Below are 23044 nucleotides of genomic sequence, written 5' to 3' on the forward strand. Positions count from 1 at the left end.
GGAAATGTTTTTTATGTATCATGAAGTATATAGTATAGATGTGTAATATTGAACTCTGAGGAGACCTGAATGAAGATACTGGCTACTAATGTGTATGTTGGTCCGAATATTTATGCAAACTTTCCTGTTATAAGACATGAGATTGATCTTGGGATATTAGAAAAGTGGCCTTCAGCTAAAATAGGCAAAGATTTCATTAATAAACTTATAGAGAGTTTACCAGGAATTCAGGAGCATGGCTGTTCTTATAGAGAGCATGGTGGTTTTGTACGTAGACTTAAAGAAGACGAAGGTACTTGGATGGGCCATATCTGGGAGCATGTTATTCTTGAGCTTCAAGGCATAGCTGGTAGTGATGTAACTTATGGCCGTACAAGATCAACTGGAGAAGTTGGTCAGTACAATATGGTTTATGAATATAAACAAAAAGATGTAGGCTTAAGAGCTATGGAGCTTGCAAGAGATCTACTGCTTTCTTTACTGCCAGAACATCTTAAGAAAGAAGTTAGTTTTAGTAATGATAACTTTGATTTTGAATACGAAAAAATAAGATTTATAAAATTTGCTCAAAGCAAAGAGTTTGGACCAAGTACTGGCTCTTTAGTAGAAGCAGCTAAAAAAAGAGATATTCCGTATCTTCGTTTAAATGATCATTCTCTTGTTCAGTTTGGTTATGGTAAATATCAGCAAAGAATTAGAGCTACAATTACAGGTAAGACAACTAGTATTGCTGTTGATTTATCATGCGATAAAGAGCAAACAAATACGATTTTAAGTGGTTTAGGGCTTCCTATGCCAAAACAGAGGATGGTTACATCAGAAGAGGGTGCTTTGCGTGCGGCAAAGATTTTAGGTTTTCCTTTAGTTGTTAAACCATTAGATGGAAATCATGGTAGAGGTATTTCTATAAATCTAAAAACTATGGAAGAAATTAAAGAAGCTTTTGTCGAAGCTAATAAAGTTTCTCGATATGTTTTACTTGAACAGTTTGCAACTGGTTTTGATCACAGAATGTTAGTTGTGGATGGTAAATTAATAGCAGTTGCTAAAAGAGTTCCTGGACATGTTGTAGGTGACGGTAAGCATACAATTACAGAGCTTGTAGATATTGTTAACGAAGATCCTCGTAGAGGTGTAGGTCATGAGAAAGTTTTGACAAAGCTTGAGCTTGATTACCAAGCAAAAACTTTACTTAATACGGCAGGTTATGATGAAAATACAGTTTTAGAAGATGATCAGGTTTTTTACTTAAGATCAACAGCTAATCTATCAACAGGTGGTACTGCTATAGATGTAACAGATATTGTACACCCAGATAATAAAGACATGGCAGAAAGAGCTATTAAAGCTATAGGTCTTGATGTTGGAGGGGTTGATTTTCTTATTGATGATATTTCGCAATCATATCATGATATCGGTGGTGCTATCTGTGAATGTAATGCAGCTCCTGGTTTTAGAATGCATGTAGCTCCTAGTGAAGGTAAACCAAGAGATGTTGCCGGTGCAGTTGTAGATATGCTTATTCCAAAGGAGTTTGGTAATGCAAGAATACCAATTGCTGCAATTACAGGGACAAATGGTAAAACTACAACTTCACGTATGGTTGCTCATATGTGGAAAAATGCTGGTAAGGTTGTTGGTTTGACAACTACTGATGGTGTCTATATAAACGGTAAGCTTACTGTATCTGGAGATACTACAGGCCCAGCATCTGCTCAAATGGTTTTAAAAGATCCGTCTGTTGAGATGGCTATTTTAGAAACAGCTAGAGGTGGTTTGCTTAGAAGTGGTATGGGGTATGACTATTGTAATGTAGGCGCTTGTTTAAATATTTCATCTGATCATTTAGGATTAAAAGGTGTTAATACTTTAGATGATTTAGCAAAAGTTAAGAGTATTGTTGTCCAGGCAGCAAAAGATGTAGCAATTTTAAATGCTGATGATCCTAATGTATTAAAAATGTCAGCAAAAGTTACAGCTAAACATATTTTCTATGTGACAATGAATCCAGGGCATGCTTTGGTTAAACAACATATCCGAGCTGGTGGTAAAGCTTGTATTATTGAGAAGGGTGTTAATGGTGATATGATTACGATTTTTGATAATCATGTCCATATACCTGTGTTATGGACTCATTTAATTCCAGCAACAATGGAAGGTAAAGCTATTCATAACGTTCAAAACTCAATGTTCGCTATAGCTATTTCATATAGTATGGGCATGAGCCTAGATGATGTTAGAGATGGCTTAAGAACATTTGTGACATCATTCTATCAGGCTCCTGGTCGTATGAACTGGTTTGAGGAGCATCTATTTAAAGTGTTAATGGACTATGGACATAATCCAGCAGCTATAAAATTAGTTAGTCAAATGGTTGATAATATGGAGTTTGCTGGTAAGAAAATATGTGTTTTAGCTTCGCCAGGGGATAGAAGAGATCAAGATATTATCGAAATAGCAGCTACAGCGGCGCCTTATTATGACTACTTTATCTGTAATAGAGATGATGCTTTAAGAGGTAGAGCTCCAGATGAGGTGCCAAGAATTCTCAAAGAATCTTTAATTAGTTCAGGGGTTTCTGCAAATAATATAGAAACAATAGAAAGTGAAAAAGAAGCCGTAGATGCTGCTTTAGCTATGGCTGAAGAGGGTGATTTGGTTGTTATTTTTGCAGATAAACTAAAAAGAACTTGGAAGCAGATTATTTATTTTGATAAAGATAGCGAAGAAGTTTATAAAGATGAGAAGCCTGAAAAGAAAGAAATGTTCTCAGCATCTATAATAGCTCAAGATGCTAGTCTATCAGAAGAAATATCAGAAGTTATAAAAGCTGGTATTATTGCCGATGAGAGTGGTATAAGGGTTGTTTACGAAGAAGAGGATAATGACTAGTTTAGGTCTGTAAATGGAGAAGTATGATATGATTCCTGAAGGTTATTCGCGTAGGCTTGTAGGACCTAATCTATTTTTTAAAGAAACTGGAACAGTACTTGATGTTCCTTTGGTAGAAAATAGAGAAGAATTAACAAAATTATTCTATCAAGAGGCTAAAAAAAAATTACCTGCTTTGGGGTGGGAGCAAATTAAGATTACGCATAATTTTTTTAATAATGGCGTTAGGTTTGCTTTTATTGCTCCAGTTGATATAACGATGCCAGCTTGTGATGTTATAGATTTTGTGTGGGCTTCTGCTCGAGAGGGCTTTGAAACTGGTAATTTTAAATCTATTGAAGAAGCAAAAAAAGAACTAATTTCAACAATTGATGAAGATAAAAATCTAACTTATCGTAAGCTATATGAGCTTGCTAAATCAAAAGGTTTTAATGCCTTTAGAGATAGAGATAGAGATACGGCATTTATTGGTTCTGGTACAGGTTGCTATGAGTTTGATTTAATAAAAGATTCAATTGATGATATTTCATGGCAAAATGTTTATGATATTCCAGCAGTTATAGTTACAGGTACAAATGGTAAGACTACTACAGTTAGACTTACCGACTATATTTGTCGAGTAGCAGGCAAAGTTACAGGCTATACTTCTACAGACTGGGTTAAAGTAAATGATGAATTGATTGATGAAGGAGATTACTCTGGTCCAACAGGTCATCAATTTGTATTGACAAATAAAAAAGTAGAGGTTGCTTTACTAGAGTCTGCCAGAGGTGGATTGTTAAAAAGAGGACTAATCGAAACCTTCATAAATGCAGCTGCAGTAACAAATGTATCAACTGATCATCTTGGTGAAGATGGTATTGAGACTGTTGCGGAGCTTGCTGAAGCTAAGTCTATAGTTTTTCGTACTATGGGTGAGGGTTCTCACGCTATTATCAACCTTGATAACTCATACATGAAAGATAAATTTGACACTCTTGATTGTGCCAAAATAGTAGTTACTCAAAATCCTGAAGCTCATGATATGGAGTATTATTTAGCAAAATCTGAGTATGCTTGTATTGTTGAGAATGGTAACTTTGTTTGGATTGATGGAGGTTTAAAAAGAACTATTGTTTCTGTAGTAGATGCTCCATTAACAGTCAAAGGTTTTGCTAAGCATAATATTGAAAATGCTATGATTGCTATTTGTTTGTCATTTAAGTTAGGTATTGATTTAGATATAGTTGCTCAGGCTCTTAAAAGCTATTCAAATGATACAAAAGTTAATAGAGGTCGAGCAAATATCTTTGAATGGAATGATAAAGTTGCTGTAGTTGATTATGCTCATAACGAGGCAGGTATGGATGCTTTATTAGGTATGATGAAAGCATATGATAAAGGAGGCAAAACTTATTTAATGATAGGTACTACTGGTGATCGCAAATATTTGATACCTGGTATTAATGATGTGATCTTAAAGCATGATATTGACTTTATTGTTTTAAAAGAAACGGAAATGTATTTAAGAGGTGCAGAGCCAATGGAACTGCCTTTACTTATTCGTAAAGATTTAGATGATAAAGGTTTTGATATTTCAAAAACATATATTTCTCATGGTGAGCTTGAGGGTGTTAAGTACATACTTAATAAGCTTGAAGATAATGATATGGCTATTTTATGTTGTCAGGCAGAGGTACCTGAAGTTATAGAATACTTGGAAAAAATAGTATAATTATTATTTGTTACATTTTAGCCAAGTAAATATCATATTATATTTTTTCTTTCCTAATACTTCTTCAGATTTAATTTCATGTGTTTCTGAGTCTATGAATTTGAATTCTCTTACTAGCTCCCAATTTTCCCAAGCTATTTCATTTGATAATTCAACATAGTGAATTATTTTATTATCTATTATTTCATAAGATCCACAATAGTAAAAAAAATGTTCGAGAGGATTGTTTTTATCATTTAATAGTTATTCACTAAGTTTACCGCTTCCAGACATTTTATTTTCTGTATAAATTAGTAGCCCATTAGGTCTAGCACCTAAAGGAAATGAAATTTGTCTATCATCACTCTTAGCGTAAACTTTTTCAAGTGACCAAGCACCTAATAATCTATTTGCCATAGCTTTTTCTCAATATTTATTAAAATTCTATATCAATATTTTTACTTTTTGCAGTATCGTAAAAATCAGATGCTTGATCTACCCCGTCAATTTGGGACAGTTTACTACTTCATTTTCCATTATATATTCAAATTGATATGGAGTCATATAATTTATTGTAGAATGTCTCCTTTTTGTATTATAGTAAGCTTCAATATATTCAAATATTGATAGTTTAGTTTCTTCTCTAGTTTTATAGCTTTCATCATGTACTAACTCTACTTTTAAAGTTCCAAAGAAACTTTCACAAGCAGCATTATCGTAACAGCATCCTTTAGAGCTCATACTTGATAGTAGCCAGTGTTCTTTAATAATGTCTTGATATTGTTTGCTACAGTACTGTGACCCTTTATCAGAGTGTATAATCACACCACTAGGAAAATTTCTTCTAAATAATGCCATATTTAAAGCATTACAAACTAAATCTGCTTTCATCCTAGAATCCATTGTCCAACCAATAACTGATCTTGAGAATAAATCTATAATCACACAAAGATACAGCCACCCCTCTTGTGTAGGTACATAAGTTATATCTGTAACCCACCTATGATTTACAGATAAAGCAGTGAAGTTTTGTTCTAATAAATTATCATAAACATGTTTGTTGTGGTTAGAATCTGTAGTTTTCTTATGCTTACGAGCCGCTTTAGCATGTAAACCAAGTAATTTCATACGTTTAGATACTCTAGGTTGAGTAACTTTCCAACCCATATCTTTAAGCTCTTTGTATATCCTAACACTTCCATATCTAGATTTATGTTCATTAAAATAGCATCATCTAGTTCAGCATCATTATATTGCCTTTTACCTATAGGTTTATGAATCCAACTGTAATATGAAGATGTGCTCACATTCAAAGGTTTACATAGTGTTGTTACTGGCATAACTTTATAATGCTCCTTAATAAAGGCGTACCTTACAGATTTTGCTTTGCAAAGTACGCTGCTGCCTTTTTTAGTATTTCACGCTCTGTTTCTGCCTGTTTGAGTTTTTTCTTCAAATCAGTATTTTCAAAAGATAGTTGCTGGTACTGCGTTTTATAATCTATCTTTATTTCTTTCTGAGGGTTTGACATGGCTTTGGATATCCAACTGCAAATGGTTTTATATTTAACCCCTAAGTTATCTGCTATTTCTCGTCTATTTGCATCTGGTTGTAAACATAATTTAACAGCTTCATCTTTAAACTCTTTTGTATATCTCATCTTGTCTCCTTTTCTTAACACCTAAGTGTCCCAAATAGGAGGGTATGATCATATTGCTGTGCACGCAAAACGTGATACACATGCCAAACTCATAACTGATGCAACAATAATTTTATATTTATTTTTCATGGGACTTCTTTTTTTAGGTTTGTAATTTTATTTTAAATATAAATCAATGTAGATGTTTAGTTTTTTATAGCAATCCCTCTAAGCCTCACATAGTCAGCATACCATTTACCATCCTTGAAAAGATGTTTATGTGCAAGTGGTTCTGCATCATTTAAAAATTTATCTGGATCATTTATTTTCTCTAATAAATTCACTCTAAATGTTTTTACCCAGTTTTTAAAGCCATCTTTTCCTTCAAGCAGTGTGGGTCTTTCAAATAGGATCATATATTTCACAGTAAAACCATTTTCTTCAAGAAGAGAACTATATTTTGAAATACTAGGATAAAAGTTATCTATATCATAATCTTTTAGGTTATATTTTTTCGCAGTATTATCTAAGCTAGATAGAAGCTCTTTGACATTATTTTGTCCTCCCATTTCAAATACAAATTTACCGTCTTTTTTTAATATATGATTTATATTTTCTATAACAGCAATTGGGTTTGTCATCCAGTGTAGAGCAGCATTTGAAAAAACAGCATCAAAACTTTCTTTATCAAAATCTAAACCTTGTTAGGCATCCATACATTTAAATTCGATATCTGGATAGTTTTCTTTTGCTTTTTTAAGCATATTCTCTGAAAGATCAACACCTATGATTTTGACACCTTTATTTTTTATCTCATTAGTAAGATCCCCTGTACCACATCCTAAATCCAGCATGTATTATCCTTTAATTCGATTCAAAAGCTCAATAACATCACTTCCATACTGTGTAACAAATTTCCCAGTAGAATTATATGATTTAGATTCCCATAGATTATTATTGCTCATAAGTTAATTTCTTATTTTATTTTGTTTTATCCTCTAGATATAGTTGAATGATGGAGTAACCAATATATTAGTAGTCCCCATATACCAAAAACTAGTCCTACTAAAATCCAGATGTTTTTAGGTAGCAAGATTGTAGTTAGTCTTTTATTTAAAATTTTAGGAATATCTTTTGCAATTCCTAAGCCACAAAAGATATGTATCAAGACATTAAAAGCAACAATTATAGGTAAAGAATTATGTATCAAAGTTGAAGAAATAGTATTAATATCCATATAAATAAACCTTTAAAAAACTATATGAGCATGTTCTTTAGAATGATATGAGTTTTGATAATATTCACGAATAATTTCAATAGTTTCATCTATTGTATCTACAAGATGTAAAATTTTTAGATCATTTTTATCAATAACACCGCTCTTTAGCATTGTTGTTTTTATCCAGCTTACTAACCCACCCCAGAAATTTTTGCCAAAAAGTATAACAGGCATGTATGTTTTTTTCTCAGTTTGAATTAAAGTAGATATATCAAATAATTCATCCATAGTCCCAAAACCTCCAGGCATAACTATGTAAGCCATAGAATGTTTAATAAACATTGCTTTTCGAGTGAAAAAATATCTATGAAAAAGACTGATATCTTGGTATTTATTAGGTTTTTGCTCATGAGGTAATGCTATATTTAAGCCAACACTTGAGGATGATCCTTCCAAAGCCCCTTTATTACCAGCTTCCATAATACCAGGTCCTCCACCTGTAATAACTGTAAACCCATGGTTAGATAGTTTTTCTGCTATTTCTATGGTTTTTAAGTAGTATTTATCATCTTTTTTTAATCTTGCTGATCCAAATATACTTATGGCAGGAGTAAGTTTATCTAAACGTTCAAAGCCTTCTACAAGTTCAGATGTTATTTTTAATATATTCCATGTTTCTTTAGCTCGATCAAAAGTTACTTGCCCATTATGCGTTGGGACTATTTTCTTATTATTACGATTCATAGAATATCTCTCTTAATAAATTAGGCTAGTGTTTTATTTTATGATTAATTATAATTATAACTATTAGTTTAGTATATTTGTACATATAATTGTTGGTAAAAAAGTTAAAGTTTTAATAAAAAGTTTACAAAGGAGAATTTAAATGGGTTTTCTAACAGGAAAGAAAATAATAGTTACCGGTCTTTTAAGCAATAAGTCAATTGCTTATGGTATTGCAAAAGCACTACATAGAGAGGGTGCAGAGCTTGCATTTACTTATGTTGGTCAATTCAAAGAGAGAGTTGAAAAACTAAGTGCTGAATTTGATCCAGTAGCTGTTCTTCCTTGTGATGTTACATCAGATCAAGAAATTAAAGATTTGTTTGTGGAACTTGGAAATGTTTGGGATGGTCTTGATGGTATTATTCATTCGATTGCATTTGCTCCTCGTGATCAGTTAGGTGGTGATTTTGTTGATACTGTAACTCGTGAAGGTTTTTCAATTGCTCATGATATTAGTGCTTACTCTTTTGTAGCTTTAGCTAGAGAAGGTCGTGCAATGATGAAGGGTAGTAATGGATCTATCGTTGGACTTACCTATATTGGCGCAGAAAAAGCTATGCCAAGCTATAACACAATGGGTGTTGCAAAGGCATCTTTAGAAGCTACTATGAGATATACAGCTCTTGCTTTAGGTGAAGATGGTATTAATGTAAACAGTGTATCTGCTGGCCCAATTAAAACTTTAGCAGCTTCTGGAATTTCTAATTTTAAGAAAATGCTCGATTATAATGCTTCTGTATCTCCGCTTAAGAAAAATATCAGTATCATGGAAGTTGGTAATACAGTAGCTTTCTTATGCTCTGATATGGCTTCTGGTATCACAGGCGAAAATATACATGTAGATGCTGGTTATCACAGCGTGTTAATGGGTAATGTTCTTTAATATATAACCATACCCCTTTTTTAATTCTTAAATAGTTCATATTTTAAAGAGTTCTAGTTCACAGGATAAATCATAAAGAAAAATTGTGTTTTATGAAAATATATAGTTATTTCTTCTTTTTGTTTTAAAGAATGCTTGCAAAATTTGATAGATTATGTGATTATTAATTTAAAGTTACATTTTGATAAAGTGTAATTAGGATAAAATTTATTGAGGAGAATTCATATGAAAAAGAAAATACCTTTAACTATAGCATTAACTGCTTCTATGTCCTTTGGTGTGGCTGTTGCTGAACAAGCTAAGGTTTCAAACGCTCAGCAAGGTGTTACAAATTCTACTACAAGTAGTCAAACAACAGCTAGTTGTGGTGGTAAATGTGCTAGTGGATCATGTGGCTCGCATAGTAAGTCTAAAGCGGGTATTAAAGCTCAAGATAGTAGTTGTGGTGGTAAATGTGCTAGTGGTTCATGCGGTTCACATAGTAAATCTGAATCTAACAATTCTAAGACTAATCAAACACAGGCAGCAAAGCAGAGTGTCAATACAGACCAAACAGATGCTGAAGCTTAATCATTTTTATTTTTGTTTATAATAGATAATAAAAAAATAGGCAAAATATGACTAAAAAAGCTCAGGGTATTGGTTTAAGATCTGAACATCAATCAATATTATCAGCTAAAAAAGTTAGTGGTATTGATTTTTTAGAGCTTGCTCCAGAAAACTGGATGGGTTTAGGTGGTTTTAAGCAAAATTTTCTTGAGAAAGCTGCAGAAATCTATCCTATAGTTGCTCATAGCCTTAACTTATCAATAGCTGGATTTAGACCCTTAAACAAAGAGTTCTTAAATGAGGTGAGAATTTTTTTAGACCGCTATAATATAAAAATATATAGTGATCATTTATGCTTTACTGATGATGAAAAAGGTTATTTATATGACCTTTTACCAGTACCTAGAGAAAAAGAGACAGTTTCACATATTTGTAACAGAATTGAGCAAGTACAAGATATTATTAAAAGACCTCTTGTTTTAGAGAATATTTCATATTATTACCAATATGATAATGATATGAATGAGCTTGAATTTATTAATAGTATTTTAGAAAAAAGTGGAGCTAAGCTTCTTCTTGATATTAATAATGTTTATGTTAATGGACATAATCATGGGTATGATCCATATGAGTTTGTAAGTAATATAAAAAAAGATAGTATAAGTTATTATCATATTGCTGGGCATTATAAGAGTGATGATTTTATAATAGATACACATGGTAAAAGTGTAATTGAAGAGGTGAAAAAATTAGCTAAATTTACAATTGAAAAACATGGCTGGTATCCCTTACTACTTGAGAGAGATAATTTTATTCCTAAGTTAGATGATCTTATAGCAGAATTAAACAGTATAACTAGTTTTGTAGGTAATTAATAATTAAATATGGATATCCCTGATGTTATAAAGATTAAAATGCAAAACTTTACTGATGCTATACGCTGTGGTAATTCAACTAATAAAAACATACTAATATATAGAGATTCTATTATAGCTAACATATCAAGCGTTTTAGATAATACTTTTCCTTATTTTAGTACTTATGCTTCAACTGATTTAAAAAAGCAAATTATAAAAGTTTTTCTTGAGGAAAATACTTCTTTAGATCCAGCTTTTCATCAAATAGCAACAGAGTTATTAAAGTGTTCAAAAAACTTAGAAATGTCGGAGCAACTATCTAAATTAATAGAATTTGAATGGTTACTTTTCTCAGTAGAAATATCTGATTCTAAGGTTTGTAAGAGTAGTGAAAAAATTAGTAATATTGATTTTGCTGATATAAAAGGTATAGATATAAATCCAACAGTTGAATTCTTATCATTACCATTTGATGCAAGTAGTTTAGATAAAAATGTTGATTTGAAAGAAGAGTCATTCTATATTGTTTACCGTAATCTAAATCATCGTACCTATTACAGAGAAATATCTCCTATAGAGTTTGCACTGATAAGCTCTGCATTGAAGAATGGTGTAGAAGTCTTTGACTCAGCAGATTTTAAAAACTTAGATGATAGTTATAAAGAATATCTTATTCAACAGTTAATTATATGGCATAATCTAAATATAATTACTATGTCATTGTCTAATTGAAAAATTTTATTAAAATAAGAGAGTTAATATTCGAGGCTTTATTTCAAAGTTTTTTAAAACTATTAGTCAATGGTTAATAATTTAGGTGTGATTCTATATTTCTATTAAAATTTATAGTTATTTTATTTCTTTAGTATTAATTTTCATTAATCCCAGTTTTAAAGATGTCAGGTCATGATCAATAAGTAATTCTTATAAAGAATATAAAAAATATTAGTTTTACTCAATTGTTATGAGAGCTCATAATTCTATCAATATTAAAGTTAATTGGATTGATGACGAGGTCAAATAATGAAAAGAATTATTGGGAACTTAATCTTAGTATCATTGTGTGTGGCTAGTTTTACACAAGCAATAGCTAAAACTTCACCTCAGTGTTTAGATAAATCTTTTACGTTGCAGTTATAATAGGACTTTTGATGTGTAGTAATCTCTTCCACCTATCAGCGGAATCTCAAATACTATATAATTTTCTAAAATCTGCCTAATTTATATAGGAATTTAACAAATTAGTTTGATGATTTGTTAGTTCTAGAACACCAATTATTTCATTTTTAGACTTTTTCAAAACTATCTTAGAGTCTGGTATTTTTTGTTTTTTACCATACTCACTATTTTCTGATTTTTTATAAGGCTGATAAGAAGCTCTTTTATTTAAAACAGTACCTGGAGCTCGTCCATATCCATGAGATTTATATACACAATGCTTTGCTGGTGAACCAATCTCTTGTAATATGGTTGATAGATTCCTTTGCACTTGATAAGGCGTGGAAATACTATTGTTTTTACGCATTTGTTTTTGCCAAGGATGTAATAAATCCGTATCCAATAAACTTGCACATGCAAGTGAATTTATGTAGGCAAGTACACTAACTTGATTCCAAATATCTAGTGTTGGAGTATCTGGAGTTTCATATTTACCTAAAAGTAAATGTTGCTTAGAAAACCTAAAGAAATGCTCAATATTAAATCTACTTGAATATCTAGAAAATATTTTAAAACTAGTCAGCTTTCCTCTATCTTTGCCAGCTAACATCAACCACATATTTTTGTAGTATACTGGATCTCCATTGTCTTTAAAAACTTGAACTTTAACAATATCAAAACAATTCTCATGCATTGGCATGTTCCTTTTTCCATGAATAATTAAATTATTCCAACGAGTCAATTTTACAGTATATACTTTTCCTCGTGTGGTAACTATTTCACATTGTTCAGAATCAGATGGAGCTGTAGTCCATGTTGATTCATCATTTAATTTAAAAGACTCACCATATTTTTTGAGCTTATTATCACTATGATCTTGAAAAGATAAATTTCTAACAGAGTTAAGCCTGCTTAACAATAATGTATTATTATGTTCTGAGTAAACTCTATGAATACATTCCATTGAACTGTATTTTGAGTCACCAATCAGAACATTAATATCTCCTGAATTCTCTTGATTAGATATGTATTTATGGAATTGATCTAAGCTTACACTAATACCAGAATCAGCAGCAGTCACTCGCTGCAAATTAACAGGTACCACCCATTGCCCCATCTCCTGCCTAAGTATACTAAATAAGAGTATGAATGACCTATGCCAACTTTACCCGTACCATTAGTCAATCCATAAACAAATCTTCTTCTATCCATGCTTTTTGAGTTAGGCTTTAAGATTGATGTTTCATCTAGAGCATAAAAATGTATGTTGGATGAATTGTTTAATTTTATTTCATTAATCAATTTTGTTCCCACTTTACCCAATATCGATGATAGTGATTCTATCTTTAGTATCTGAGATATGCTGCTATATTGTCGAGTAAAAAATGGGGATAAAGATAGCTCAACAGCAGTTTTAGCATTTGATGATGATAAAGCATCTATTAATTCAAATGTGGTATCAGCATAAGTTTCAAAGCTATCATATTATACTACCCCAATAAATTAAACAATATTTTCAATTATTTAGTTCCCATCTAAGCCGCCCGTTTTTCCAATAAGTTATCGTAATAAAATTCCATAGGTTTTTTATAATTGATAGACTCATGAAATCTTCTATTATTATAAAAATCTATATAATCATCCACATCGTTTCTTAGTTCAACAATGCCAGGATATTGATTTAAATAAAATCTCTCACATTTAGCACTTCTCCAAAATCTTTCGATGCAAATGTTATCAGTTGCTCTACCTTTACCATCCATAGATATAGTAATTTTTTTATCCAATAATGTTTGGATATGAATGTTAGATGTGTACTGGCTACCTTGATCAGTGTTAAATATTTCTGGTACTCCATATTTATACAGAGCTTCATTTAAAACTTTCATAACTAAACTACTATCCATAGTGTTGGATATCTCCCAACTTAGTACAGCCTTAGAGTACCAATCAATAATAGCTGCCATATAAACTGTGCCAGCATCAGTCTTAATATATGTAATATCTGTAGACCAAACTTGATTAGGTCTCAATATGCTTAAACCTTTTAGTTTGTAACTATAAATAGCATGCTCTTTGTTAGGTTCAGATAAGTTTAAGTTTGGTTTTTTCACCGCCAATATAGCTTTGATGCCTAACTCTTTACGATACTTTTGTACTGTGTTCTCACAGATGCTAAACCCATCTTCTATTAATTGCTTATGAGCTTTTATATAGCCGTAGCAGGGAATCTCCTCATGTATCTGTATAAGCTTTGCTTTTACTTCTTCTTTATGTTCGTTAACCACAGGCTTGTAATATAAACCTGATCATACCCTCCTTTTCTTAACACCTAAGTGTCCCAAATAGGAGGGTATGATCAAGATTATTATAATTTATTCAATGCCCAGACATCAAAAGTCCTATTATTAGGTTCTGGTGGACCTATTACAGATGATGCTAGAGCCTCTGCTGGTGAGTTAATATGGTTGGATGGTAAATCTAAGATCTTGATTGATGCCAGTGGTGGTACATATCTTAGATTTGGTCAATCTGGTGCTCGAATAGAGGATCTGGAAATGATCAATATGACTCATTTTCATGCAGATCATTCAGCAGATTTACCAGCAATATTAAAAGGTGCATATTTCTCTGATAGAAAAGAAAACTTGCCTTTATCAGGCCCTACGCATTTAGATCTTTTTCCAAGCGCAACATATTTTCTTCAAAGAGTATTTGGAAAAGAACATGGATCTTATGCATATTTACACGGAATACTTACAGGCACAGATGGATTTTCTTTTAAACTTGATCCTGTAACAAATGTTGATTTTACAAGTTTAAAGCCAATAAAAGTTTTCTCAAATAAAGAATTTACAATTTGGGCTTTAGGGATTCCAAAAGGTGATGTTCCAACTTTAGCATATAAAATTGTATCAAAGAAAGGAACTATTGTTGTAACCGGAGCTGGAGGTAGCAATAAGCATGATAAATTTAGAGATGCTTTCATTAAGTTTGCAAAAAATGCTGATATTTTGATGATGCCTATGCCAGTTGACGAAAGTACAGATGCTGCAGGGAGTTTCCTACATGCTAAACCATCAGTTATTGGAAAGGTTGCAGCAGCGGTAAATCCAAAAGCATTAGTTTTAAGCCACTTTTTAGGTAAAGGACTCGTGCTTAAAGATGAATCTACGAAGATAGTTAAAAAATACTATAAGGGTCCTGTATACGAGGGTAGAGATTTAGCATGTTTCCCCGTTGATGGAGTTAAATAAGGATAATTTGAAATGAAAAAAATACCTTTAACAATTGCTTTAACAGCCTCCATGTCATTTGGAGTAGCTTTAGCAGAAGAAGCTAAAGCACCTATTATACAAGCTCAAGAATCATCTGAAAGCAGTCCAATAGCACAAGGCGAAGGTAAATGCGCTAGTGGTAAATGTGGTCACTTAAAAAGTTTGGTGTCGTAGATGTTGATGCTGATCAGCAAGACAGAAAGCTCATTAGAACAAGAGATGGTAATTGTGGTACTAAGGTTTGTAAAGCTTATGGTAAACAAAACAAAAAAGAAGTGGCGCAATTAGGTAAATGTTCTAATGGAGTTTGTGGACAATGATTGGTAAGTGTCAAGGTATAGGGTTAAGATCCGAGTATCAATCGATTTTATCAACACAAAAAGTTGATGGGATTGATTTCTTAGAGCTTTCTCCAGAAAACTGGATTGGTTTAGGAGGGTTCAAGCAAGATTATCTTGATAAGGTTGCTAATATTTACCCTATAATAGCTCATGGTTTGAGCTTATCAATAGGGGGTTTTCAACCAATTAATAAGAAGTTTTTGAATGAAATTAAAGTATTTTTGGATGATTATAATATAGATATTTATAGTGATCATTTATGTTTTTCTGATGATGATAAAGGTTATTTATATGATTTTTTACCAATACCTAGAGAAAAAGAAAACATTTCTTATATCTGTAATAGGATAGATCAAGTTCAAGAAATTATAAAATGACCACTTACTTTGGAAAATATCTCATATTATTATCAATATGATAACGATATGAGTGAGCTTGATTTCATTTGTGAGGTTTTAGAAAAAAGTGGTGCGAAAATGTTGCTTGATATAAATAATGTTTATGTAAATGGACATAATCATAACTATGATGTTTTTGAATTTATAAAGGGGATTAAGAAAGGCAGCATTAACTATTACCATATTGCAGGACACTACAAAAAAGATAATTTTATCTTAGATACTCACGGTAAAGATGTAATACAAGAAGTAAAAGAGTTAGCTAAATTTACAGTTGAGCAACATGGTTGGCATCCGATGTTACTTGAGCGAGATCATTTTGTCCCAAAACTAGATGATTAAATGAGTTAAATAGCATAACAAATCTTATAGAGAGGAAAATATGAATATACCAGAGTCTATAAAAAATAAAATGCAAAGTTTTACTCATGCTATTCGCTATGGTAATTCAACTGATGAAAAGATAGAGATGTATCGTGAGTTTATTGTTGGCAATGTATCAAGTGTTTTAGAGAATACTTTTCCTTATTTTAACACTCATGCCTCTCAGAAATTAAAAGATAAGATTATAAAAGTTTTTCTTGAAGATAATGTTGCATTTGAACCAGCATTTCATCAAATTGCTACGGAGATACTAAAATCTTCAAGAGAGATAGAGATGGATAAAGAGCTATACAAATTAATAGAATTTGAATGGTTACTCTTTTCTATAGAAATATCAGAGTTTGAGGTTTCTGAAAATACAGAAATTACTAAAGCTGTAGGTTTTAAAAATATTAGAAAGGTAAAAGCAAATCCTACACTAACTTTTATATCATTACCTTTTGATATAAATAGCTTGAATGAAGAAATAAGTGTAGATCAAAAGATATTGTATGCACTTTATCTCAATGTTAATCACAAGACTTCACATCAAAGATTATCACCACTAGAGTCTGCAATTTTAAGTTCTGTATTAGAAGACGATGTGAGTATTTTTAATTCAGAAGATTTTAAGCAAATAAACAATGAATATAAAGAACACTTAATGAATCGTCTAGTCTTTTGGCACAACCAAAATATGGTTACTTTATCAGTATAAGGAGTAATTTATGATAAATAGAATATATGATATGTATTATAAAACTATCAATAAGTTTCAGTCTATAGACTTTTTACTTTTGTTAGGGATAAGGCTTTATTTAGTACCAACAATGTTCGTAGGAGCTAGGTCAAAAATTGAAGGATTTAGTACAACTGTTGCTTAGTTTGGAGCACCTACTTCTCAGGGAAGGTTTAGGCATGCCTTTTCCTGAAGTTATGGCTTTTTTAGCAACCACAACAGAGCTTATTGGATGTATAGGTATTGCTTTAGGCTTATTTACTAGACTTGTTTCGATACCAATGATGTTTGTAATGGCTGTTGCCGGTGTAATGGTACATTGGGTACATGGATGGCCAGCTATTGCAGACAAAACAGCAGAATCTACACAAAGATTGAATGATTTGTTTGTATGGTTATCTCAAAATTTTTCAGATAGATATAACTATGTAACTGCTTTAGGTGATCCGGTAATGTTAAATGGTGGTATGGAATTTTCTGTTACGTACTTTATTATGCTATTTACATTATTCTTATACGGTGGCGGTAGGTATGTCAGTGCAGATTGCTGGTTGAAGAAGGTCTTTATAAAATAGAACAAATATGAATATTATTTAAGTCCTAGTTTAATAAGATCATGCATAGTTACAGCTCCTAAAACATAATCATTATTATCTATTACAGCAAGACTCATAATCTCAAATTCTTCCATCTTTTCTAAAGCTGTCATAGCCATATCATCTTTTGATATAGTTTTAGGGTGTTTACTCATTACATTCGAAATTGGTATATAAGAATCAAAATTATCAGACTCAAATATTCTACGTAAATCACCATCTGTGAAGATACCAAGAAGTTTACTGTCTTTAGAAGTGATTAATGTGTTTCCTATTCCTTTATTGCTTATTTCAAGTATTGCTTTACGAATAGTGTCTGTAGGATCTATTTTAGGAATTTCAGATCCTTTGCGCATAATATTTTCAACCCTCAATATTATCTTTCTACCGAGAGCTCCACTAGGGTGTGAAAATGCAAAATCCTCAGCAGAAAAGTTTTTTGCTTTAAGTAAAGCTATGGCTAAAGCATCACCTAAAACCAAAGTGGCTGTTGTACTTGATGTAGGAGCTAGATTTAAAGGACAAGCTTCTTTATTTACGCCAAGATTCAAGTGTATATCACTATTTTTTGCCATTAGTGATTCAGGGTTGCTAGTTATTGAAATAATAGGAATATTTAGATGTTTAATCATCGGCATTAGCCCCATTATCTCATTTGAGTTTCCGGAGTTAGATATAGCTATTAATATGTCATTACAAGTAATCATCCCAAAATCACCATGACCAGCTTCTCCTGGGTGAACAAAGAATGCGGGTGTACCTGTACTAGCAAAGGTTGCTGCCATTTTTTTGCCTATGTGGCCAGATTTTCCCATTCCAGTAATAATTACGCGTCCTTTATTATTGGTTAAAATAATGTCACAAGCCTTTTTAAAACTTCCACTTATAGAATTTTTTAGGTCTTCTAATGCTTTTATCTCCATTTCAAAGGTCTTTTTTGCATTTTCTACATGACTCATTTGATATTTATCCTCTATTTAAAATGCTATAAACTAGACCTGATCTACCCCGTCAATTTGTGACAGTTTACTACTTCATTTTCCATTATATATTCAAATTGATATGGAGTCATATAAATTTATTGTAGAATGTCTCCTTTTTGTATTATAGTAAGCTTCAATATATTCAAATATTGATAGTTTAGCTTCTTCTCTAGTTTTATAGCTTTCATCATGTACTAACTCTACTTTTAAAGTTCCAAAGAAACTTTCACAAGCAGCATTATCGTAACAGCATCCTTTAGAGCTCATACTTGATAGTAGCCAGTGTTCTTTAATAATGTCTTGATATTGTTTGCTACAGTACTGTGACCCTTTATCAGAGTGTATAATCACACCACTAGGAAAATTTCTTCTAAAGAATGCCATATTTAAAGCATTACAAACTAAATCCGTTTTCATCCTAGAATCCATTGCCCAACCAATAACTGATCTTAAGAATAAATCTATAATCACACAAAGATACAGCCACCCCTCTTGTGTAGGTACATAAGTTATATCTGTAACCCACCTATGATTTACAGATAAAGCAGTGAAGTTTTGTTCTAATAAATTATCATAAACATGTTTGTTGTGGTTGGAATCTGTAGTTTTCTTATGCTTACGAGCCGCTTTAGCATGTAAACCAAGTAATTTCATACGTTTAGATACTCTAGGTTGAGTAACTTTCCAACCCATATCTTTAAGCTCTTTGTATATCCAACTGCAAATGGTTTTATATTTAACCCCTAAATTATCTGCTATTTCTCGTCTATTTGCATCTGGTTGTAAACATAATTTAACAGCTTCATCTTTAAACTCTTTTGTATATCTCATCTTGTCTCCTTTTCTTAACACCTAAGTGTCCCAAATAGGAGGGTATGATCAAACAGTCGTTAGTTTTTAATTATTATTTACTCAAACATTTTATACTGTTATGTTAAAATTATCTTTAATATTTTGTGTATAAGGCAATAAATTTTATGAAGAGTTTCCAAATTAATCCTTCTATTTTATCTGCAAATCTAGCTAAGTTGGGTAATGATGTTAAGGATGTGTTAGCAGCTGGGGCTGATAATATTCATTTTGATGTTATGGATAATCACTATGTACCAAATCTTACTTTTGGACCTATGGTACTTAAAGCATTAAAAGATTATGGTATTAATGCAGGTATGGATGTTCATCTTATGGTAAAACCGGTAGATAATCTTATTGAAGCTTTTGCAAAAGCTGGTGCTAGTAGTATTGTTTTTCATCCAGAGGCTAGTGAACATATAGACAGAAGCTTACAACTTATTAAATCTTTTGATATTCAAGCTGGTCTTTCACTAAATCCTGCAACAAATATTGACTGTTTAAAATATGTTGAAAGTCACATAGATAGAGTTTTAATAATGTCTGTAAACCCTGGTTTTGGAGGGCAGAAGTTTATTCCAGCTATGCTTGATAAAGCTAGAGAAGTTTCTCTGTGGATTAAATCTACCGGTAGGGACATCTTGTTAGAAATAGATGGTGGAGTTAATCCAAGCAATATTGCAGAAATAGCCTCTTGTGGAGTAAATGCTTTTGTTGCAGGCTCAGCTATTTTTAATTCTCAAAGCTATAAGGAAACTATTGATATAATGAGAAGTCAACTTTCTAAGATATAGCTTTTGGAAAAGTAATTAAACTTTAAAGTTTTTATTAAAAGATATAAGAGAAGTCTAATGGATAAAAAAGTATTAGTAACAGGCGGGACAGGCTATATTGGTAGCCATATAGTAGTAGAACTTCTTAATAGAGATTATCAAGTGATAGTAGTGGATAATCTATCAAACAGTAAAATATCTGTAGTAGATAGAGTCAAAACTATTACAGGTAAGGATTTTGACTTTTATCAGATGGATCTTTTAGATAAAGTTAATTTAAACACTGTTTTTCAAGATCATAATATTCATGCTGTAATTCATTTTGCTGGATTTAAGGCTGTTGGTGAAAGTGTAAAGAAACCTTTGGAATACTATCATAATAATATTCAAGGAACTATAAACTTACTTGAGCTAATGCAAGATTATAAAGTCTATGATTTTGTCTTTAGTTCATCAGCTACTGTTTATGGAATAAATAATGAGCCACCATTTACGGAAGATATGTCTTTGAGTACTACAAATCCTTATGGTGCTACGAAGCTAATGTTAGAGGAAATTTTGAAAGATCTACAAAATGCAAATAATAAATTTAATATTACGTGCCTTAGATATTTCAATCCAGTAGGGGCTCATGAAAGTGGTATGATAGGAGAAGATCCTCAGGGGATTCCAAATAATCTTATGCCATATATTGGTCTGGTTGGTGCTGGTAAGTTAGCTAAACTAAGTATTTTTGGTGGAGATTATGAGACTAAAGATGGTACTGGAGTGAGAGACTATATTCATGTTGTGGATCTGGCAATTGGCCATATCTTAGCATTAGAAAAACTAGCACAAGGTAAGTCTGCTTGGCGAGCTTATAATCTTGGTTCAGGTAATGGGTATTCTGTGCTGGAACTTGTTAAAGCTTATGAAAAGGTCTTAGGGAAAGAAATTCCTTATCATATAGTAGATAGGCGGGCGGGAGATATTGCAGCGAGTTTTGCAGATGTTTCGAAAGCGAAAAAAGAACTTTGTTTTGGAACAAAAAAAAGTATGGATGATATTTGTCAAGATATGGTTAGATGGCAAGAGTTTGAGAAAAAGAATGATGTTAGAAAATGAAAACTTATATATTTGACTTAGATAATACACTTTATTCTTACAAAAATGGCCTATTTGATAGTCAGCTAACGAGAATGAGTGATTATATTAAATTAAAATTAAATATTTCAGATACTGAAAAAGCAAATGCAATTCGTGATGAGTTGTACTATGAGTTTGGTTCTACTATGCTTGGAATGATGCGCTATTATAATATTCATTCTAAAGAGTTTTTAAATTTTATTGATAATATAGATATTAGTTGCTTTAAGTCTAATAAAAAGCTTAATAAATACATTAATGATCTAAGATATAATAATCGTACTTATATATTTACAAACGCTTCTAACTTTCATACATATAGAGTGCTTAAACAGCTTGAGTTAGATAAAAGTTTTGATGGTATTTTAACGATACAGGATACTAATTTAGTATCTAAGCCGAAGACTAAGTATTTTGAAATAGGTAGAGATAAGTTTGATATTGATTTTAATAATGCTATCTTCTTTGAAGATTCCTCGCATAATTTAGTTCCAGCAAAGCATCTAGGTATGGAGACTGTATTAATTCATGCTGACGATAATATATCTGAAGCCAACTTCTATGATAATCAAGAGATAGATTATTATGTTGCAGATGTAGAGTCTTTTTTTGAATGCAAGTATATTGCTACCAGGAAGTGATAGTAATTTTTTTGTTTAAGCCACAATTCATTTTTGACTTAATTCTTTCTAGATTCTTAGATGTTTGTAGCCCAGACTTTGCATCAGAATACTGAATTACATGGCTAGCGTTGATTAGAGCTAACTTTATAGAATCTTCAATACTATTTCCTTTATAAATATTTATACAGAATGTTGAACTAAAAGCATCACCAGCACCAAGTGTATTTACAACATTCTTAATACGTAGTGATTCACTATGATATATTTTATCTTTTGTTGCTGCAAATACACCATTTGCTCCATCAGTTACCATTATTAGTCTAACACCTAGATCTAAGCATATTCTAAAAAAGTCTTTTAATCTAAATGTGGCATTTAAAAAGTCTCTTCTTTCTTCGGCATGTGTTGTTTCTAATTGATCTTTAGATTCTATTATTTCTTTATCATCTGAAGAAAGCAATGAAAGCATAAGCTTTTGAGACTCTTGGTAGTTTAGAACTAATATATCAATACTAAACATTGAGTCTTTTATAAAGCTCTCACCAACACTTAGCTGACTTGAGCCAGGATTGATTGCTACTTTTGTATTATTTTCTGAAGCTAGCTTCACTATTTCTGGCAATCTTGCTGCTGAGGATTTACTTAGAGAAGTTATATAAATAAAATCACTATCTATGATTGCTTTTGATGGTAAGTCATCTTTGAGAATGTCTTTATTTGCACCTCTATATGCAAATATAGTTCGATCTCCACTTAATGTTGGAATTACGTAAGATGTAGCTGTACCATAGTCATTAGAGTACCTTATATTAGATATATCTATATCAAAGTCTTTAAGTTCTTGAGTTATTTTTTCACCGGTAATGTCTTTGCCTATTTTACCAAAGAAGCTAACGTCTATATTTTGCTTTTTGAAAGAAACTGCAGCATTAGTTGCACCACCACCAGAAAAAGAGTTATGTTCTTTTACTTCAATTTTTGCTCCTTCTTCAAGTAGCATAAAAGATTGAGTTATATCTTTTTTTTGCATATTCATAGTGAACATTTCTTCATATTCGATAATCGTATCTAGTGTTGCACCACCAATAGTTAAGGCTCTTAGGGTTTTCATCTTAAAGTTTTTATAGCTAAAAAATTATTTAGTAGATAGCATAGCATCAAATAATAGAGGCGTAAATATTTTAAATACCTTAAAGATTTGAAAAAATAAACCTTTTTTATAGAAAAATCACTCATTAATTAGTATTATTTCACCGAAATGTTATTTTTTACCATACAGATTTTTAAATATTAAAGG

24 protein-coding genes and 4 pseudogenes are annotated in these 23044 nt (G+C 31.6%); 15 read left to right on the forward strand and 13 right to left on the reverse strand.

Going from position 1 to position 23044, the window contains the following annotated elements:
- Positions 1–69: 69 nt before the first annotated feature.
- On the forward strand, positions 70–2892 hold the full coding sequence (gene cphA / locus CDV26_RS03650; RefSeq protein WP_088772137.1) for a cyanophycin synthetase: 2823 nt from the start codon (positions 70–72) through the stop codon (positions 2890–2892).
- A gap of 28 nt (positions 2893–2920) precedes the next feature.
- The gene (locus CDV26_RS03655; RefSeq protein WP_088773440.1) at positions 2921–4606 is read left to right on the forward strand and encodes a Mur ligase family protein; all 1686 of its coding nucleotides are present in this window, start codon (positions 2921–2923) and stop codon (positions 4604–4606) included.
- A gap of 243 nt (positions 4607–4849) precedes the next feature.
- Here CDV26_RS03655 and CDV26_RS13795 read toward each other — a convergent pair whose 3' ends face one another.
- The 4 genes from CDV26_RS13795 to CDV26_RS03680 all read right to left on the reverse strand — a co-directional run bounded on the left by CDV26_RS13795 (position 4850) and on the right by CDV26_RS03680 (position 6266).
- Entirely contained in the window at positions 4850–5002 is a 153-nt protein-coding gene (locus CDV26_RS13795) for a lipocalin-like domain-containing protein (protein WP_088772138.1), read from the reverse strand.
- Positions 5003–5080: 78 nt separating this feature from the next.
- Positions 5081–5752 carry an IS3 family transposase gene (locus CDV26_RS03670; protein ID WP_088772139.1) on the reverse strand — a complete coding sequence of 224 codons (672 nt, stop codon included), beginning with the start codon at positions 5750–5752 and terminating at the stop codon, positions 5081–5083.
- On the reverse strand, positions 5710–5925 hold the full coding sequence (locus CDV26_RS03675) for a hypothetical protein (protein ID WP_088772111.1): 216 nt from the start codon (positions 5923–5925) through the stop codon (positions 5710–5712). Before CDV26_RS03675 ends, CDV26_RS03670 begins: the two co-directional genes overlap by 43 nt.
- A gap of 32 nt (positions 5926–5957) precedes the next feature.
- The gene (locus CDV26_RS03680; RefSeq protein WP_157671285.1) at positions 5958–6266 is read right to left on the reverse strand and encodes a transposase; all 309 of its coding nucleotides are present in this window, start codon (positions 6264–6266) and stop codon (positions 5958–5960) included.
- A gap of 4 nt (positions 6267–6270) precedes the next feature.
- On the opposite strand from CDV26_RS03680, the gene CDV26_RS13515 reads away from it, so the two are divergent.
- Positions 6271–6399, forward strand: coding sequence for a hypothetical protein (locus CDV26_RS13515; RefSeq protein ID WP_276328726.1), 129 nt, complete (start codon positions 6271–6273; stop codon positions 6397–6399).
- Between the two features lie 31 nt (positions 6400–6430).
- Here CDV26_RS13515 and CDV26_RS03685 read toward each other — a convergent pair.
- The 3 genes and pseudogenes from CDV26_RS03685 to CDV26_RS03695 all read right to left on the reverse strand — a co-directional run bounded on the left by CDV26_RS03685 (position 6431) and on the right by CDV26_RS03695 (position 8187).
- A pseudogene (locus CDV26_RS03685) lies at positions 6431–7078 on the reverse strand (class I SAM-dependent methyltransferase).
- 137 nt (positions 7079–7215) lie between these two features.
- Entirely contained in the window at positions 7216–7461 is a 246-nt protein-coding gene (locus CDV26_RS03690; protein ID WP_088772140.1) for a hypothetical protein, read from the reverse strand.
- 12 nt (positions 7462–7473) lie between these two features.
- The gene (locus CDV26_RS03695) at positions 7474–8187 is read right to left on the reverse strand and encodes an LOG family protein (RefSeq protein WP_088772141.1); all 714 of its coding nucleotides are present in this window, start codon (positions 8185–8187) and stop codon (positions 7474–7476) included.
- 142 nt (positions 8188–8329) lie between these two features.
- Between CDV26_RS03695 and CDV26_RS03700 the strand changes: the two genes are divergently transcribed.
- The 4 genes from CDV26_RS03700 to CDV26_RS03715 all read left to right on the forward strand — a co-directional run bounded on the left by CDV26_RS03700 (position 8330) and on the right by CDV26_RS03715 (position 11250).
- A complete protein-coding gene (locus CDV26_RS03700) occupies positions 8330–9112 on the forward strand; it encodes an enoyl-ACP reductase FabI (RefSeq protein WP_088772142.1) in 783 nt (260 codons plus the stop codon).
- 225 nt (positions 9113–9337) lie between these two features.
- On the forward strand, positions 9338–9682 hold the full coding sequence (locus CDV26_RS11940; RefSeq protein ID WP_157671426.1) for a hypothetical protein: 345 nt from the start codon (positions 9338–9340) through the stop codon (positions 9680–9682).
- A 47-nt stretch (positions 9683–9729) separates the two neighbouring features.
- On the forward strand, positions 9730–10536 hold the full coding sequence (locus CDV26_RS03710; RefSeq protein WP_088772143.1) for an MbnB/TglH/ChrH family RiPP precursor modification enzyme: 807 nt from the start codon (positions 9730–9732) through the stop codon (positions 10534–10536).
- Between the two features lie 9 nt (positions 10537–10545).
- Positions 10546–11250 (forward strand): HvfC/BufC family peptide modification chaperone, encoded by a 705-nt coding sequence (locus CDV26_RS03715; RefSeq protein ID WP_088772144.1) that lies wholly within the window; start codon positions 10546–10548, stop codon positions 11248–11250.
- Between the two features lie 484 nt (positions 11251–11734).
- Here CDV26_RS03715 and CDV26_RS03720 read toward each other — a convergent pair whose 3' ends face one another.
- The 3 genes from CDV26_RS03720 to CDV26_RS03725 form a co-directional block, all read right to left on the reverse strand.
- On the reverse strand, positions 11735–12793 hold the full coding sequence (locus CDV26_RS03720) for a hypothetical protein (RefSeq protein ID WP_157671428.1): 1059 nt from the start codon (positions 12791–12793) through the stop codon (positions 11735–11737).
- Complete coding sequence (locus CDV26_RS11945; RefSeq protein WP_157671353.1) at positions 12754–12978, reverse strand: hypothetical protein; 225 nt, start codon at positions 12976–12978, stop codon at positions 12754–12756. The genes CDV26_RS03720 and CDV26_RS11945 overlap by 40 nt, the downstream gene beginning before the upstream one ends.
- A gap of 233 nt (positions 12979–13211) precedes the next feature.
- The gene (locus CDV26_RS03725) at positions 13212–13964 is read right to left on the reverse strand and encodes an IS3 family transposase (protein WP_088772146.1); all 753 of its coding nucleotides are present in this window, start codon (positions 13962–13964) and stop codon (positions 13212–13214) included.
- A 57-nt stretch (positions 13965–14021) separates the two neighbouring features.
- Here CDV26_RS03725 and CDV26_RS11950 point away from each other — a divergent pair, with 57 nt between their 5' ends.
- From CDV26_RS11950 to CDV26_RS03750, 5 genes and pseudogenes are all read left to right on the forward strand, one after another.
- Entirely contained in the window at positions 14022–14933 is a 912-nt protein-coding gene (locus CDV26_RS11950; RefSeq protein ID WP_338029166.1) for an MBL fold metallo-hydrolase, read from the forward strand.
- 12 nt (positions 14934–14945) lie between these two features.
- A pseudogene (locus CDV26_RS03735) lies at positions 14946–15274 on the forward strand (hypothetical protein).
- Positions 15271–16079: pseudogene (locus CDV26_RS03740) on the forward strand (MbnB/TglH/ChrH family RiPP precursor modification enzyme). Before CDV26_RS03735 ends, CDV26_RS03740 begins: the two co-directional pseudogenes overlap by 4 nt.
- Positions 16076–16774, forward strand: coding sequence for an HvfC/BufC family peptide modification chaperone (locus tag CDV26_RS03745; protein WP_088772147.1), 699 nt, complete (start codon positions 16076–16078; stop codon positions 16772–16774). Before CDV26_RS03740 ends, CDV26_RS03745 begins: the two are co-directional and overlap by 4 nt.
- Positions 16775–16784: 10 nt before the next feature.
- Positions 16785–17370: pseudogene (locus CDV26_RS03750) on the forward strand (HvfX family Cu-binding RiPP maturation protein).
- Between the two features lie 14 nt (positions 17371–17384).
- Here CDV26_RS03750 and CDV26_RS03755 read toward each other — a convergent pair.
- Positions 17385–18350: a KpsF/GutQ family sugar-phosphate isomerase gene (locus CDV26_RS03755; RefSeq protein ID WP_088772148.1), complete on the reverse strand. Its 966-nt coding sequence runs from the start codon at positions 18348–18350 to the stop codon at positions 17385–17387.
- A gap of 93 nt (positions 18351–18443) precedes the next feature.
- Positions 18444–19226: an IS3 family transposase gene (locus tag CDV26_RS03760; protein WP_157671430.1), complete on the reverse strand. Its 783-nt coding sequence runs from the start codon at positions 19224–19226 to the stop codon at positions 18444–18446.
- Positions 19227–19351: 125 nt separating this feature from the next.
- Between CDV26_RS03760 and rpe the strand changes: the two genes are divergently transcribed.
- The 3 genes from rpe to CDV26_RS03775 are packed head-to-tail and all read left to right on the forward strand — an operon-like array spanning position 19352 to position 21765.
- Positions 19352–20020 carry a ribulose-phosphate 3-epimerase gene (gene rpe / locus CDV26_RS03765; RefSeq protein WP_088772150.1) on the forward strand — a complete coding sequence of 223 codons (669 nt, stop codon included), beginning with the start codon at positions 19352–19354 and terminating at the stop codon, positions 20018–20020.
- Positions 20021–20077: 57 nt separating this feature from the next.
- Positions 20078–21103, forward strand: coding sequence for a UDP-glucose 4-epimerase GalE (gene galE, locus CDV26_RS03770; RefSeq protein WP_088772151.1), 1026 nt, complete (start codon positions 20078–20080; stop codon positions 21101–21103).
- Entirely contained in the window at positions 21100–21765 is a 666-nt protein-coding gene (locus CDV26_RS03775; RefSeq protein ID WP_088772152.1) for a pyrimidine 5'-nucleotidase, read from the forward strand. The genes galE and CDV26_RS03775 overlap by 4 nt, the downstream gene beginning before the upstream one ends.
- Here the strand turns inward: CDV26_RS03775 and CDV26_RS03780 are convergent.
- Positions 21752–22858 (reverse strand): carbohydrate kinase family protein, encoded by a 1107-nt coding sequence (locus tag CDV26_RS03780; RefSeq protein WP_088772153.1) that lies wholly within the window; start codon positions 22856–22858, stop codon positions 21752–21754. The two genes, CDV26_RS03775 and CDV26_RS03780, sit on opposite strands and share 14 nt — an antisense overlap.
- Between the last annotated feature and the right edge of the window lie 186 nt (positions 22859–23044).

Origin of the sequence: Francisella halioticida (assembly GCF_002211785.1) — a bacterium.
Lineage (GTDB): Bacteria > Pseudomonadota > Gammaproteobacteria > Francisellales > Francisellaceae > Francisella > Francisella halioticida.